Origin of the sequence: Phaeovulum sp., assembly GCF_030684035.1 — a bacterium.
Lineage (GTDB): Bacteria > Pseudomonadota > Alphaproteobacteria > Rhodobacterales > Rhodobacteraceae > UBA6213.
On the sequence record NZ_JAUXPI010000002.1, the window covers coordinates 22,327 to 35,307 of the forward strand.

General features: G+C 67.1%; 14 protein-coding genes. 8 read left to right on the plus strand and 6 right to left on the minus strand.

The features are described 5' to 3' along the window. Positions 1–190: 190 nt before the first annotated feature. The 7 genes from rsfS (at position 191) to Q8J98_RS00245 (ending at position 6,401) form a co-directional block, all read left to right on the plus strand. The gene (gene rsfS / locus Q8J98_RS00215) at positions 191–634 is read left to right on the plus strand and encodes a ribosome silencing factor (RefSeq protein WP_305184387.1); all 444 of its coding nucleotides are present in this window, start codon (positions 191–193) and stop codon (positions 632–634) included. Then, positions 634–1,104 (plus strand): 23S rRNA (pseudouridine(1915)-N(3))-methyltransferase RlmH, encoded by a 471-nt coding sequence (gene rlmH, locus Q8J98_RS00220; RefSeq protein WP_305292446.1) that lies wholly within the window; start codon positions 634–636, stop codon positions 1,102–1,104. The genes rsfS and rlmH overlap by 1 nt, the downstream gene beginning before the upstream one ends. A gap of 232 nt (positions 1,105–1,336) precedes the next feature. Further along, entirely contained in the window at positions 1,337–1,768 is a 432-nt protein-coding gene (locus Q8J98_RS00225; RefSeq protein WP_305292448.1) for a hypothetical protein, read from the plus strand. Positions 1,769–1,871: 103 nt separating this feature from the next. Further along, the gene (gene gpmI / locus Q8J98_RS00230; RefSeq protein WP_305292450.1) at positions 1,872–3,392 is read left to right on the plus strand and encodes a 2,3-bisphosphoglycerate-independent phosphoglycerate mutase; all 1,521 of its coding nucleotides are present in this window, start codon (positions 1,872–1,874) and stop codon (positions 3,390–3,392) included. Further along, on the plus strand, positions 3,392–4,525 hold the full coding sequence (locus tag Q8J98_RS00235; RefSeq protein WP_305292451.1) for a murein hydrolase activator EnvC: 1,134 nt from the start codon (positions 3,392–3,394) through the stop codon (positions 4,523–4,525). Before gpmI ends, Q8J98_RS00235 begins: the two co-directional genes overlap by 1 nt. 3 nt (positions 4,526–4,528) lie before the next feature. Beyond that, the gene (locus Q8J98_RS00240) at positions 4,529–5,866 is read left to right on the plus strand and encodes a S41 family peptidase (protein WP_305184391.1); all 1,338 of its coding nucleotides are present in this window, start codon (positions 4,529–4,531) and stop codon (positions 5,864–5,866) included. Between the two features lie 49 nt (positions 5,867–5,915). Continuing rightward, positions 5,916–6,401 (plus strand): RNA pyrophosphohydrolase, encoded by a 486-nt coding sequence (locus Q8J98_RS00245; RefSeq protein WP_305292453.1) that lies wholly within the window; start codon positions 5,916–5,918, stop codon positions 6,399–6,401. An 11-nt stretch (positions 6,402–6,412) separates the two neighbouring features. On the opposite strand, the gene Q8J98_RS00250 is transcribed toward Q8J98_RS00245, so the two are convergent. From Q8J98_RS00250 to dapD, 3 genes are all read right to left on the minus strand, one after another. Beyond that, entirely contained in the window at positions 6,413–7,654 is a 1,242-nt protein-coding gene (locus Q8J98_RS00250; protein ID WP_305292454.1) for a lytic murein transglycosylase, read from the minus strand. Between the two features lie 110 nt (positions 7,655–7,764). Further along, on the minus strand, positions 7,765–8,127 hold the full coding sequence (locus tag Q8J98_RS00255) for a hypothetical protein (protein ID WP_305292456.1): 363 nt from the start codon (positions 8,125–8,127) through the stop codon (positions 7,765–7,767). Continuing rightward, complete coding sequence (gene dapD, locus Q8J98_RS00260) at positions 8,120–8,944, minus strand: 2,3,4,5-tetrahydropyridine-2,6-dicarboxylate N-succinyltransferase (RefSeq protein WP_305292458.1); 825 nt, start codon at positions 8,942–8,944, stop codon at positions 8,120–8,122. The genes Q8J98_RS00255 and dapD overlap by 8 nt, the downstream gene beginning before the upstream one ends. A gap of 101 nt (positions 8,945–9,045) precedes the next feature. On the opposite strand from dapD, the gene Q8J98_RS00265 reads away from it, so the two are divergent. After that, complete coding sequence (locus Q8J98_RS00265; protein WP_305292459.1) at positions 9,046–9,867, plus strand: TIGR00730 family Rossman fold protein; 822 nt, start codon at positions 9,046–9,048, stop codon at positions 9,865–9,867. Here Q8J98_RS00265 and Q8J98_RS00270 read toward each other — a convergent pair. The 3 genes from Q8J98_RS00270 to Q8J98_RS00280 form a co-directional block, all read right to left on the minus strand. Further along, entirely contained in the window at positions 9,864–11,069 is a 1,206-nt protein-coding gene (locus Q8J98_RS00270) for a winged helix-turn-helix domain-containing protein (RefSeq protein ID WP_305292461.1), read from the minus strand. The genes Q8J98_RS00265 and Q8J98_RS00270 overlap by 4 nt on opposite strands. A 3-nt stretch (positions 11,070–11,072) precedes the next feature. Next, positions 11,073–12,302 carry a 23S rRNA (adenine(2503)-C(2))-methyltransferase RlmN gene (rlmN, locus tag Q8J98_RS00275; protein ID WP_305292463.1) on the minus strand — a complete coding sequence of 410 codons (1,230 nt, stop codon included), beginning with the start codon at positions 12,300–12,302 and terminating at the stop codon, positions 11,073–11,075. A gap of 72 nt (positions 12,303–12,374) precedes the next feature. Next, positions 12,375–12,902, minus strand: coding sequence for an invasion associated locus B family protein (locus Q8J98_RS00280; protein ID WP_370867989.1), 528 nt, complete (start codon positions 12,900–12,902; stop codon positions 12,375–12,377). Positions 12,903–12,981: the final 79 nt, after the last annotated feature.

Consider the following 12,981-nt stretch of genomic DNA (forward strand, 5'->3'; position numbering starts at 1 on the left):
CCACGGCAGGCGGGCGCGGTCATCCATGTCGAAAAAGCGGATCATAGGGGCGTCATACGCGGGATCGGACTTGCAGGCAATATGCGGCGGGGCTTGCGGTGGCGGCACCGGCCCTGTATCGGGGCCGGTCCCCGGTGGTTGAGATTCCGCCCCCTCGATGCTAGCTGTGGGGCGAGCCTTGCGCCGGGAAATGTCGGCGCGCTTCCAGGAGGACCCGGTTCTGACCCATTCTGACCCTGCGACCGGCTTGCCGGTCGGGCCGCGCCCGGCGCATGCCGCTGCCGACTATACTTCCGCCGATCTCTTGGCCCTCGTGATCGCCTCGATCGAGGACGACAAGGCCGAGGAGGTGGTCGAGATCGACCTGCGCGGGCGATCGTCGATCGCCGATTACATGGTCGTCTGTTCGGGCCGCTCGTCGCGGCAGGTGGCGGCGATTGCGGACAAGCTGATGGACCGGCTGAAGGCCGAGCTTGGGCTGATCTGCCGGGTCGAGGGCAAGGAGCAGGGCGACTGGGTTCTGATCGACGCGGGCGAGGTGATCGTGCACGTTTTCCGGCCCGAGGTGCGCGAGTTCTACCAGCTTGAGAAGATGTGGCTGGGCCAGCCCGCACCGGGGCCGGGCCTAGGCTGATGCGGGTTCAGGTCTGCGCTGTCGGGCGGCTTCGCGCCGGGCCGGAGGCGGTGCTGATCACGGATTATCTTGACAGGTTCGGCAAGACCGGGCGCGGGCTGGGTCTTGGCCCGGCGCAGGTGATCGAGGTTGAGGACAAGAAGGGAGGCGGCATCGAGGCCGAGGCGGCGCTTCTGGAACGGGCGGTGCCGGGCGGGGCCTTGCTGGTGGCGCTGGATGAGCGCGGCGCGGTGCTGAGCTCGCCCGAATTCGCCGCGAAACTGGCGGGCTGGCGCGACGCGGGGCAGCAGGACCTGGCGTTTGTGATTGGCGGCGCGGACGGGCTTGCGCCGGGGTTGCGGGAGCGGGCCGATTTTTCGTTGAGTTTCGGAAGCATGGTCTGGCCGCATCTGCTGGCGCGGGTGATGCTGGCCGAACAGCTTTACCGGGCGGCGACGATACTGGCGGGCGGTCCTTACCACCGGGCCTGAATAACACGCGTGTTATCTTGATCAAGTCACTGATATTACACAATAAATCAGATTTCATTAAGGATTTGGCAAGGCTTGGCCCTGCTGCGGCTGCGTCCTTATGACACCTTCGCCGCGCTGGCCATCGACCCTGCCGGGGCGCACAATCCGGCTGCTGGCGATGGTACCAGCAGGCCCGCCGCGAGCCGCGCTTTGCCCCGGCGGGAAGTTGCGCGCGAAGGAGTCCGTGGCGATGAAAAAGCTTCTGTTGATTCTGGTGTTGGCTCTGTCTGCCTGTGCGACCGTGCCCAATACCTTTGGCACGATGATTCCCGGCACCCTGACCTCGCTTCGCGATGGCACGGTGCTGCCGATGCAGATCGAGGTGACCTATGGCAGCGGCAAGATCACCGCCACCGATCCGCGTAACGGCGAGGTTTTTGCGGGCACCTATACCGCGATGATGGAAACCCAGGTGCTGCAACATTCGCAGCAGACCTTCCTCGGGCCGCAGGTGACCGGGCAGACGGTGCAGACCAGCGGTCTGGCGACCGGGTCGGCGGTGCTGGTGGGCAACAAGGGCCATGTGATGAACGTGACGATGAAAATTCAGCCGGGCAATCCGCCGCACGGGTTCGGCGAGGCCACCGACAACCGCGGCCAGAAATACAACCTGCAGTTCTGATCGCCGCCGGGCTGTCTCGGGTATTTCTGCGAGGAGAAAGCGCGGGCGGTTGCCGCGCCGGGGTGGGGCGGGTAAAAGGGCGCGAGTTCTGAAGGAGCGCCCCATGGCCACGCCGAAACCCGTTGTCTTGTGCATTCTTGATGGCTGGGGCGTGCGGGCCGAGCGGCGCGGCAACGCGCCCTTGCTGGCCGAGACGCCGAATTTTGACCGCATTATCGCCACCTGCCCCAGTGCAACGCTGATAACCCATGGCCACGATGTGGGGCTGCCTGCGGGGCAGATGGGCAATTCGGAGGTCGGGCACACCAACATCGGCGCGGGCCGGGTGGTGGCGATGGACCTTGGCGCGATCGATCTGGCGATCGAGGATGGCAGCTTTTACCGCAATGCGGCGCTTCTGGCCTTCGTTGCCGCGCTGAAGGCGTCGGGCGGCACCGCGCATCTGATGGGGGTCATCTCGGATGGCGGCGTGCATGGGCATATCAGCCATGTTCTGGCTGCCGTCCGCGCCATTGCCGGGGCCGGGGTGCCGGTGGCGCTGCACGCGATCACCGACGGGCGCGACGTTGCCCCCAGTTCGGCCGGCGGGTTCATCGCCGATCTGCTGGCAGGTCTGCCCGAGGGCGCAAAGGTGGCAACGGTGATTGGCCGCTACTGGGCGATGGACCGTGACAAGCGCTGGGACCGGGTGGCGCGGGCCAGCGCGGCGATGCTGCGCGGCGAGGGCGCGGCGGCGGCGGATGCCGGGGCGGCGGTGGCGGCGGCCTATGCGCGCGGCGAAACCGATGAGTTCATCGCGCCTTCGGTGCTGGCAGATTATCGCGGGGCGCGCGATGGCGACGGCTTTTTCTGCCTCAACTTCCGCGCCGACCGGGCCCGCGAGATTCTGGCGGCGCTGGCCGAGCCGGGGTTTTCGGCCTATGCCGTGGGGGCGCGGCCAAAATGGGCGGCGCTTTTGGGGATGGTCGATTATTCGTCGGCGCATGATGCCTATATGCGCGCCGCCTACCCCAAGCAGGTGATCGTGAACACGCTGGGCGAATGGGTGGCAAAGCACGGGTTGCGGCAGTTCCGGCTGGCGGAAACCGAGAAATACCCGCATGTGACGTTCTTCCTTAACGGCGGGCGCGAGGTGCCGGAGGCGGGCGAGGCGCGCTACATGGCCGCTTCGCCCAAGGTGGCCACCTATGATTTGCAACCCGAAATGTCGGCCCCCGAAGTGACCGACCATTTCGTGGCGGCGATTGGCGCGGGCTATGATCTGATCGTCGTCAACTATGCCAACCCGGATATGGTGGGCCATACCGGCAGCCTGCCCGCCGCGATTGCCGCCTGCGAAGAGATCGACCGCGATCTGGGCCGGGTGCTCGGCGCACTGGAGGCGGCGGGCGGGGCGATGGTGCTGACCGCCGACCATGGCAACTGCGAAACCATGATCGACCCGGTGACCGGCGGGCCGCATACCGCGCATACCACCAACCCGGTGCCGGTGGTGCTGATCGGCGGGCCGCCGGGGGCGAGGCTTCGCAGCGGTCGGCTTGCCGACCTTGCGCCGACGCTGCTGGAGCTGATGGGCCTGCCGTTGCCGCCCGAGATGACCGGGCAAAGCCTGATCGTGCAGTGATGCGGCGGGCGCTGGTTCTGGCCCTTTTGCTGGCCTTTGGCGCGGCACGGGCGGAAGTGCCCGCAGCCGAGGCGGCGCGGGCCGCCGCCGAGGATTTGCGCGGCACGATTGCAGCACTTGATGCAGCACGGCGTGCCTCGGACCGGGTGGCGGCGCTGACCGCCACCATTGGTGCCTACGAGCGCGGGCTGGCGGCTTTGCGCGAGGGGCTGCGGCGGGTGGCGGTGCGCGAGGCGGAGATTGCCACCGGTTTCGCGGCCCGGCAGGAGGAGATCGGGCGGCTTCTGGCGGTGATGGCGGCGATCGAGCGCACCGACGCGCCGCTGATGCTGTTGCACCCCGAGGGCGCGCTTGGCGCGGCGCGCACCGGCATGGTGCTTTCCGAGGTGACCCCGGCGGTGCAGGCAAGGGCCGATGCGCTGGGTGCCGAACTGGCGGAACTGGCAGGCCTGCGCGCCTTGCAGCTTGGTGCCGCCGAGACGCTGGCGGCGGGGTTGGCCTCGGCGCAGGCGGCGCGCACCGCGCTGAGCCAGGCAGTGGCCGAGCGCACCGATCTGCCAAAGCGGTATCTGGAGGAACCCGCCGAGTTGCAGGCGCTGCTTGCGGCGGCCGAAACGCTGGACGGCTTCGCGCTGGGGCTGGCCGACATGGAGCAGGACATCGGCGCGCCGATGGCCGATTTCGCCGGTGCCAGGGGCGGTTTGCCGCTGCCGGTGCTGGGCACGGTGCTGCGCCGGATGAACGAGGCGGACGCAGCGGGCATTCGCCGCCCCGGCCTGGTTCTGGCCACCGAGCCCGGCGCGCTGGTGACCACGCCCTGGGCCGCCACGATCCGCTACCGGGGGCCGCTGCTCGACTACGGAAATGTGATGATCGTCGAGCCTGCAACGGGGTATTTACTGGTTCTCGCCGGGTTGGGCACGGTTTATGGCGAAACCGGCGAGGTGCTGGCGGCAGGGGCACCGCTGGGGTTGATGGGCGGCGATTTGCCCGATGCGGCGGATTTCGGGCAATGGGCGCAACAAGGCGGTGGTGCCAAACGCAGCGAAACGCTTTATATGGAACTGAGACAGGGCAAGGTGCCCGTGGACCCGGCCGTGTGGTTCACCATGACAAGGGATAGCCAGGGGTAGAGGATGAGGAAATTCGTGATCGCCGCGCTGAGCGGCACGGTTGCCGGGGCGCTTCTGACCACGCAGTTTGCCGGACCGCTGGTGGCGCAAGAGGCGGCGCGGCCTTCGTCGGTCTATGAGCAGCTTGATCTTTTCGGCTCGATCTTCGAGCGGATCCGGGCGGATTATGTGGAAGAGGTCGACAGCAAGAAGCTGATCGAGGCGGCGATCAACGGCATGCTGACCTCGCTCGACCCGCATTCAAGCTATCTGCCGCCAGATGATTACGCTGATATGCGGGTGCAGACGCGCGGCAGTTTTGGCGGGCTCGGCATCGAGGTCACGCAGGAGGAAGGCTTCGTCAAGGTCGTCTCGCCGATGGATGACACCCCGGCTGCGGCGGCGGGCATCGAGGCGGGCGATTTCATCACCCATGTGAACGGCGAATCGGTGCTGGGGCTGACGCTTGATCAGGCGGTGGACAGGATGCGCGGGCCGGTGGGCAGCGAGATCATCATTACCGTGGTGCGCGAGGGGCGGCCCGAGCCGTTCGACGTTTCGATCATCCGGGCCACGATCAAGCTGACCGCTGTCAAGGGGCGCACCGAGGGCAAGGCCGTGGTGCTGCGCATTTCCACCTTCAACGACCAGACCTATGCGAACCTTGAGGAGAGCATTGCCAAGGCGATTGCCGATCTGGGCGGCATCGACAATGTTTCGGGCTTCGTGGTCGATCTGCGCAACAACCCTGGCGGGCTATTGACCCAGGCGATCATGGTTTCGGACGCATTCCTTGATGCGGGCGAGATCGTTTCCACCCGTGGCCGAGACCCCGCCCAAAGCGAGCGGTTCAACGCGGTGGCGGGCGATCTGGCGCAGGGCAAGCCGGTGGTGGTGCTGATCAATGGCGGCTCTGCCTCGGCTTCGGAGATTGTCACCGGGGCGCTGCAAGACCACCACCGCGCGATCGTGGTGGGCACCAAGTCGTTCGGCAAGGGGTCGGTGCAAACGGTGATGCCGATCCGGGGCGATGGCGCGATGCGGCTGACCACGGCGCGCTATTACACCCCCTCGGGGCGTTCGATCCAGTCACTGGGTATTGCCCCCGACATCGTGGTGCAACAGCCGCCGCGCGCCGCCGCAACCGAGGACGGACCCGCTTCGGCGGCGACGGCGAACCGCAACGAGGCGGGTTTGCGCGGCTCGCTGAACAACGATTCGATGACCGAGGATGAAAAGGCGCAGTTTCTGGCCGAACAGGCGCGTGCCGAAGAAGCGGCAAAGCTGCGGCTGGAAGATTACCAACTGGCCTATGCGATCGATATTCTGACCGGGCTTGCGAAACTCGCCCCGGCGAAATGAGCCTTGCGGGGGGGAAGCACCCCCCCCGCCGCCTTCTGAAAGCCGAGCCATGACCGACGCGCCGCCGCTAAACCTGCCGTATCGGCCCTGTGTGGGGGTGATGCTGGTCAACCGTCAGGGCCAGGTCTTTGCCGGGCAGCGGATCGACAGCCCCGGCCCCGCCTGGCAAATGCCGCAGGGCGGCATCGACAAGGGCGAGGAACCGGCGGCGGCGGCGCTGCGCGAGCTTTCGGAAGAAACCGGGGTTACCGCTGATCTGGTGGAGATCGTGGCCAACATGCCCGAATGGCTGAGCTATGATCTGCCGCCAGAGCTGCTTGGCCGGATCTGGGGCGGCAGGTTTTGCGGCCAACGGCAGCTTTGGTACCTAATGCGTTTTCTCGGCCGCGACGATCAGGTGCACATCGACACCCCGCACCCCGAATTCGAGCGCTGGCGCTGGATCGGTGCCGACGAGCTTTTGGGCTGCATCGTGCCGTTCAAGCGGCAGGTCTATGAGGCGGTGATTGCCGCCTTTCGCCCGCATCTGGCGTAACGGCGCGGCCTTTAGCGCAGCAGTTTCAGCAGATCTTCGGTCGGGTAGCCATCGGCCAGCATGCCGCGCGCGCGTTGAAAGGCGGATATGGCGGCGGTGGTGTTGGGGCCGACCTTGCCATCGGCACCCTTGGTATCGAACCCGGCCGCGGTGAGGCGGGTCTGCAATTCGACCCGCTCGGCAAGGTTCAAAAGCCGGGTGCCACGCGGCCAGCCGGTGGTGAAGGCACCGCCTCCGGTCATGCGGTCGGCGAGGTGGCCGGTGCCGATCACATAGGCATCGGCGGTGTTGTAGGCGGCGATGGCGAAGAAGTTCGCGTAGATCAGGTAGGCCGGGCCGCGCGCCCCTGCGGGCAGCAGCACCGAGGCAATCCCGTGGTCGGGCGGCAGCCCGCCTCCCGGCAGCCGCACGCCCATTGCCAGCCAGTCGGCATGGGCGCGGCGGGCGTTCTTGCCGGTCGCGGCGTAGGGGAAGCCCTCGGGCAGCACCACCTCGACGCCCCAGGGCTGGCCCTTTACCCAACCGGCGCGGGCAAGGTAGGCGGCGGTCGAGGCAAGCGCATCGGCGGGGTTATCGCCCCAGATATCGCGTTTGCCATCGCCGGTGAAATCCTGCGCATAGGCGAGGTAGGAGGTGGGGATGAACTGGGTGTGCCCCATTGCCCCCGCCCAGGAGCCGACGAGATGCGCGGCATCGACCTCGCCCGCGTCGATGATTTTCAGGGCGGCAAGCAATTCAGCCTCGAAAAAGTCGCCACGCCGCCCGTCGAAGGCGAGTGTCGCCAGCGCCGGGATGATCGGCGCTCCGCCGCGCTGGCGGCCGAAATTGGTTTCCATGCCCCAGACCGCGGCGAGGATTTCGCGCTCCACCCCGTAGCGCGCCTCGAGCGCGTCGAACAGCCGCTTGCGTTCGGCGAGTTCGGTCTGGCCGGTCTTGATCCGCGTGGCGGAAACGGCGGTGTCGAGATAGTCCCAGATCGGCTGGTCGAATTCGTTCTGGCGGCGGTCGCGGCCGATCACCGTGGCGTCGTAATGCACGCCGCGGAAGGCGGAAACCAGGGTTTCGCGGCGGATCCCGGCGGCCTCGGCGCGGCGCGAAAAGGCTGCGATCCAGCTTTGCAGCCCGGCGTCGAGCGTGATGCCTGCGGCGGTCGGGGCATTGGGCATGGGGCCTCCGATAGGGGTTTGCGCGGTGGCACCGCAGGCGGCGAGGCCGAGCGTGGCGGCGGCGAGGGTGGCGGAGAAGGGGTGCATGGGCTGCCTGTTGTTTCGTGGCAGTCTAGCGCGGCGCGGAGTTGCGGCCAATGGCGGGGCAGCACCTGGCCGGGCATTCAGCGGCATCTTGCCCGCTGGCCCTGGCTGCCCTAGCCCTTCGCAGGCCGATCTTCGCCGAAAAACGGTTCCATCTGCGCCACGATCACCGCGTTTTCGGCGAGCGCCCGGGCCATCAGCGCGCGTTCTTCGGCGTCGATTTCCTCGCCCGCCGCCTCGCGTTCGGCGAGGCTGCCGTAGCCGGTGACATCAAGCGGCGCGAGATCGGCCAATTTCAGCACCGCCACCGCCTCGCGCACCGCCTCGGCCTCGTCAACGCCGGTGGCGTAGAGCAGCAGCCCCGCCCCGGTGGCCCCCTTCGGCAACCCGTCGCCCGCCTTGCGGCCAACCTCGACGGCGAGGGTGAAGACCTGCTGCGGGCGTTTATCGCGGCCGGGGCTGGGGGTCTCAGTCACGCAAAAGCTCGTTGATCGAGGTTTTCGAGCGGGTCTGCGCATCGACCTTCTTCACGATCACCGCGCAGTAAAGGTTGACCCCGCCCGAGGGTAGCGAGCCTGCGACCACCACCGAGCCTGCGGGAACCTCGCCGTAGCTCACGGAGCCGGTTTCGCGGTCGTAGATTCTTGTCGACTGGCCGATGAACACGCCCATGCCAAGCACCGAGCCTTCGCGCACGATGCAGCCTTCGACCACTTCCGAGCGGGCCCCGATGAAGCAATTGTCCTCGATGATCGTCGGGCCGGCCTGCATCGGTTCCAGCACGCCGCCAATGCCGACACCGCCGGAAAGGTGGACGTTGCGGCCGATCTGCGCGCAGGAGCCGACCGAGGCCCAGGTATCGACCATCGTGCCCTCGCCGACATAGGCACCGATGTTGACGAAAGACGGCATCAGCACCGCGCCCTTCGCGACAAAGGCCGAACGCCGCACGATCGCGCCGGGAACCGCGCGAATGCCCGCCTTGCGCCAGTCGGCCTCGGTCCAGCCCTTGAACTTGCTGTCCACCTTGTCCCACCAGCCGCCGCCCTGCGGGCCGCCCGGTTGCAGCGCCATGTCGTTCAGCCGGAAGCTGAGCAGCGCCGCCTTCTTTGCCCACTGGTTCACCTGCCAGCGGCCATCTTGCTGCCGCTCGGCGACCCGCAGGCGGCCTTTGTCGAGTTGCTCAAGGGTCGCTTCCACCGCGGCGCGCACCTCGCCTCTGGTGGTGGGGCCGAGGCTGTCGCGGGCTTCCCAGGCGGCGTTGATCGTGGCTTCGAGGGCGCGGTTTGGCATGGCTCGCATGTCTTTCATGTGGCGTTGATCGGCCCAAGCCTATAATCGGGCCTTTACCCGCACGCAATGCGCGTGAAGGCCCGCCAGCCGAGGAGAATGCGATGAGCGACGAACCCCGCAGCCACCCGTTCCGCGATTCGGTGCAGGATGTCGCCGCCTCGCACCGTATTCCCGATACGCCGCAGACCCGCGCGCCTGCCTACCGGCTGGCCTTTACCGATACCGAGTTCCTCATGCGCGAGGAGTTGCGCCCGGTGCGGTTGCAGCTTGAGCTTCTGAAGCCGCAGATGATTCTGGATGAGCGCGGCATCAACACCACCATCGTGATGTTCGGCGGTGCGCGGATACCGGCCCCCGAGCTGAAGCACGAGGCCAAGGTGGCGGCGCTGGGCGAGCTGAGCCACTACTACGAAGAGGCGCGGCGCTTTGCCTTTGCGATGACCGAACGCAGCATGGCCAGCTACGGGCGCGAAAACGTCATCTGCACCGGCGGCGGCCCCGGTGTGATGGAGGCGGGAAACCGGGGCGCGCATGAGGCGGGCGGGCAGTCGATCGGCTTCAACATCGTGCTGCCGCACGAGCAGGCCCCGAATCCCTATGTGACCCCGGACCTCAGCTTCAATTTCCACTATTTCGCCATTCGCAAGATGCACTTCCTGATGCGGGCGCGGGCGGTCTGCGTGTTTCCGGGCGGCTTCGGCACCATGGACGAGATGTTCGAGGCGCTGACCCTGATCCAGACCGGCCGGATGAAGCGCATTCCCATCGTCCTTTTTGGCCGGGCGTTCTGGGAAGAGGTCATCAACTGGCAGGCGCTCTGCGAGGCAGGCACGATTTCGCCCGACGACCTGCGGCTGATCTCTTTCGTCGAAACCGCCGAGGAAGCGGTGGCAGTAATCGAGGGCTGGAAGAACGGGGTCTAAACGCGCGCGCGCTGCCAGCCGGGGGCGAAATCGAGGTTGGTGCAGCCTGCAAAGGCGGCGAGGCGGGCGAGTTCGGTGTTGAGCGCCGCCCGCCGCGCCTTTCCCATCGCCACCCCGGGTTCGCTCCAGAAGGCGCGGGTGGCGATGGTGGCGGTAGTGCGGTCGGAGCGGGTGTCGATGCGGCCGATCAGGCGCGCGCCTTCGAGCACCGGAAAGACGTAATAGCCATAGCGGCGCTGGGCTTCGGGCACGAATACCTCGATGCGGTAGTGAAAGCCGAAGAGCCGCTCGGTTCTCGCCCGGTCGCGCAGGGCGGGGTCGAAGGGCGACAGGATGCGGATGCGGGCGGGGGGGTCGGGCAGATCGGCGGCGCGCGCCAGCACATCGGGGCGGGCAAAGGCGCGACGCCGCGCGCCATCGACCCCTTCCACCTCGATCTCGATCAACTCGTCCCGCGCCAACCCGTCGCGGCACCAGTTGCGCGCATCCTCGGGCGCGATGGCGCGCCAGAAGGCGGCAATTTCGCCGGGGGTGGCAAAGCCGAGGCGGTCGAGCGCCGAGGTGCAGGCCCAGTCGATGGTTTCCGCCACCGAGGGGGTGGCGTGGCGGAAAGCGGCGGGGATGACCCGCTCGGTCAGGTCATAGACCTTCTGGAAGCCCTCGCGCCGGGTGATCGCCAGCGCGCCGGTGCGCCAGAGCCATTCGAGCGCGGTTTTCGACGGGTGCCAATCCCACCAGCCACCCTTGCCCCGCGCCTCGCCCGCGCCGACCTCGGCGGCTTTCACCGGGCCATCTGCCTCGATCCGGCGCAGGATCGTGTCGAGCTGCGCCTCGTAGCCTTCGCGGAACCAGTTGCGCCAGTTCCGGTGCAGGCGGTCGGCATCGCGCGCAAAGCGGTGGTGCCAGTGCGGGTAAAGCGACATCGGCAGCACCGAGGCGTCGTGCGTCCAGTGTTCCCAGAGCGCGCGGCGGGCGATGAGCGGCGCGAGGTTTTCGGGGCGGTAGCCGGGGCGGCGGGCACGCAGGATCATGTGGTGCGCGCGCGCGACCGTGGTGATGCTGTCCACCTGCACGAAACCCAGATCGTCGATGAGGCTGGCCAGAGCGGCACCTTTAGCGGGGCCGGTCGGAGCGCTGCCCAGCCCCGCACTGGCAAGAAACAGGCGGCGGGCGGCGGGGTTGGGCAGCGTGGGCAGCGGCATCGCCTAGTGCAGGTCGGGCGCGTCAGGGCGGCGGGCGACGCGCGGCGGCGGTTCCTGCCCGGCTTCGGCGGCAATTTCGGCCCGGCTGCGGCGACCGCGTTCGGTGGCCGATTTCAACTGCCCGCAGGCGGCCATGATGTCTTCGCCGCGCGGGGTGCGAATCGGGCTGGCATAGCCTGCGTTGTGGATGATGTCGGCAAAGGCGTGAATGCGGTTGCCGGAAGATCGCTTGAAGGGCGCGCCGGGCCATTCGTTGAACGGGATCAGGTTCACCTTGGCCGGAATGCCTTGCAGCAGCGCCACCAGCCGGTAGGCATCTTCCTTGCTGTCGTTGACGCCTTCAAGCATCACATATTCAAAGGTAATGCGTTCCGAGTTGCTGAGGCCGGGGTAGGCGCGCAGGGCATCAAGCAGGGTGGCGATGTTCCATTTGCGGTTGATCGGCACCAAGGTGTCGCGCACCTCGTCGGTGGTGGCGTGGAATGACACCGCCAGCAGGCAGCCGATTTCGGTGGCGGTGCGGGCAATTTCGGGCACCACGCCCGAGGTGGAGAGCGTGATTCGGCGGCGGCCAAGGGCGATGCCCTCGTTATCCATCACCACCTTCATCGCGTCGCGGACGTTTTCGAAATTGTAGAGCGGCTCGCCCATGCCCATCAGCACGACGTTGGAGATGAGCCGGGTTTCATCCTTGGGGGCACCGCGTTCGGGCCATTCGCCAAGATCGTCGCGCGCCAGCATCACCTGACCGACGATCTCGCCCGCCGTGAGGTTGCGCACCAGCATCTGGGTGCCGGTGTGGCAGAAGGTGCAGGACAAGGTGCAGCCGACTTGGCTGGAAATGCAAAGCGTGCCGCGGTCTTCTTCGGGGATGTAGACCACCTCGACCTCGTGCCCGCCCGCGACGCGCACAAGGTATTTGCGGGTGCCATCGTCGGAAAGCTGGCGGGTGACGACCTCGGGCAGCACGATCTCGAAATGCTGCGCGAGAAGCGCGCGGTAGTCCTTGGCAAGGTTCGACATGGCGGCGAAATCGCGCAGGCCCCAGTGATAGACCCATTGCCAGACCTGCCCGACGCGCATCCTTGCCTGCTTCTCGGGCGTGCCCGCGGCAATCAGCGCTGCCTGAAGCTGGCTTCGGGTGAGCCCGACGATATTGATGCGCGCGGCCTCGGGCCGCTGGCGCGGCAGCACGCGGACATCGGGGGCGAGGGCGGAGGCGGCATCGGTCATCGGCGGTTCCAGCGGCTCGGGAAGCCCTGATATAGGGGATGCGCCACAAAAACGAAACAGCCGATGCGCGCCCTATTTGCAGCGCGCGGTTGCCTCTTCAAGTGCGGCGGTAAAACCCAGCAGCGAGAAGGTGTCCTTGGTGTTGGTGGGGCGTGCGGAGACACCGGTGACAATAGCCGAAGCCCCGGCCTTCAGCGCCGCAATGATCTTGGCGTCATCCTCGGGCGAGCCCGCCCAGGCGGTTTCGTTCTGGGTGAACAGCTCGAACTTGGTGCCGCCTACATCCAGCACGACCTTGGAACCCGGCGCGAAGGGATACCCACCGGCGAAGGAAACCTCGCCCTTGCTCTGCGGAAAGAAGGAGACATAGAGCAGGATCTTGCCGCGTGTCGCCTGCGCCGGTTTGCCGTCGCGGGTGTTCACGGTTTCCTTTGGCTGTGAGACGATCCAGCAGGATTTCTCGGGCGTTTCCTCGACGAACACGCTCCAGTCGGTGGCGGCGGCGACGCGGTTGGTGCTGTCTTGCGCCAGGAGCGGGGCGGCGGACAGGTTCAGCGCCAGCACTGCAACAAGGGCGCCACGCATTCCGAAATGGGTCATCTCTCAACTGCCTCCAGCGGTATTGCTGCCCCGGCTTCGCGCCATGAGGGCCTGATGCCCTTTTTTCGGATGGCGCAGC

Bases quoted from the DNA above. Each gene is read 5' to 3' on its own strand.
- rsfS (WP_305184387.1), top strand. From the start codon at position 191: ATGTCGGCGCGCTTCCAGGAGGACCCGGTTCTGACCCATTCTGACCCT.
- rlmH (WP_305292446.1), top strand. From the start codon at position 634: ATGCGGGTTCAGGTCTGCGCTGTCGGGCGGCTTCGCGCCGGGCCGGAG.
- Q8J98_RS00225 (WP_305292448.1), top strand. From the start codon at position 1,337: ATGAAAAAGCTTCTGTTGATTCTGGTGTTGGCTCTGTCTGCCTGTGCG.
- gpmI (WP_305292450.1), top strand. From the start codon at position 1,872: ATGGCCACGCCGAAACCCGTTGTCTTGTGCATTCTTGATGGCTGGGGC.
- Q8J98_RS00235 (WP_305292451.1), top strand. From the start codon at position 3,392: ATGCGGCGGGCGCTGGTTCTGGCCCTTTTGCTGGCCTTTGGCGCGGCA.
- Q8J98_RS00240 (WP_305184391.1), top strand. From the start codon at position 4,529: ATGAGGAAATTCGTGATCGCCGCGCTGAGCGGCACGGTTGCCGGGGCG.
- Q8J98_RS00245 (WP_305292453.1), top strand. From the start codon at position 5,916: ATGACCGACGCGCCGCCGCTAAACCTGCCGTATCGGCCCTGTGTGGGG.
- Q8J98_RS00250 (WP_305292454.1), bottom strand. From the start codon at position 7,654: ATGCACCCCTTCTCCGCCACCCTCGCCGCCGCCACGCTCGGCCTCGCC.
- dapD (WP_305292458.1), bottom strand. From the start codon at position 8,944: ATGCCAAACCGCGCCCTCGAAGCCACGATCAACGCCGCCTGGGAAGCC.
- Q8J98_RS00265 (WP_305292459.1), top strand. From the start codon at position 9,046: ATGAGCGACGAACCCCGCAGCCACCCGTTCCGCGATTCGGTGCAGGAT.
- Q8J98_RS00270 (WP_305292461.1), bottom strand. From the start codon at position 11,069: ATGCCGCTGCCCACGCTGCCCAACCCCGCCGCCCGCCGCCTGTTTCTT.
- rlmN (WP_305292463.1), bottom strand. From the start codon at position 12,302: ATGACCGATGCCGCCTCCGCCCTCGCCCCCGATGTCCGCGTGCTGCCG.
- Q8J98_RS00280 (WP_370867989.1), bottom strand. From the start codon at position 12,902: ATGACCCATTTCGGAATGCGTGGCGCCCTTGTTGCAGTGCTGGCGCTG.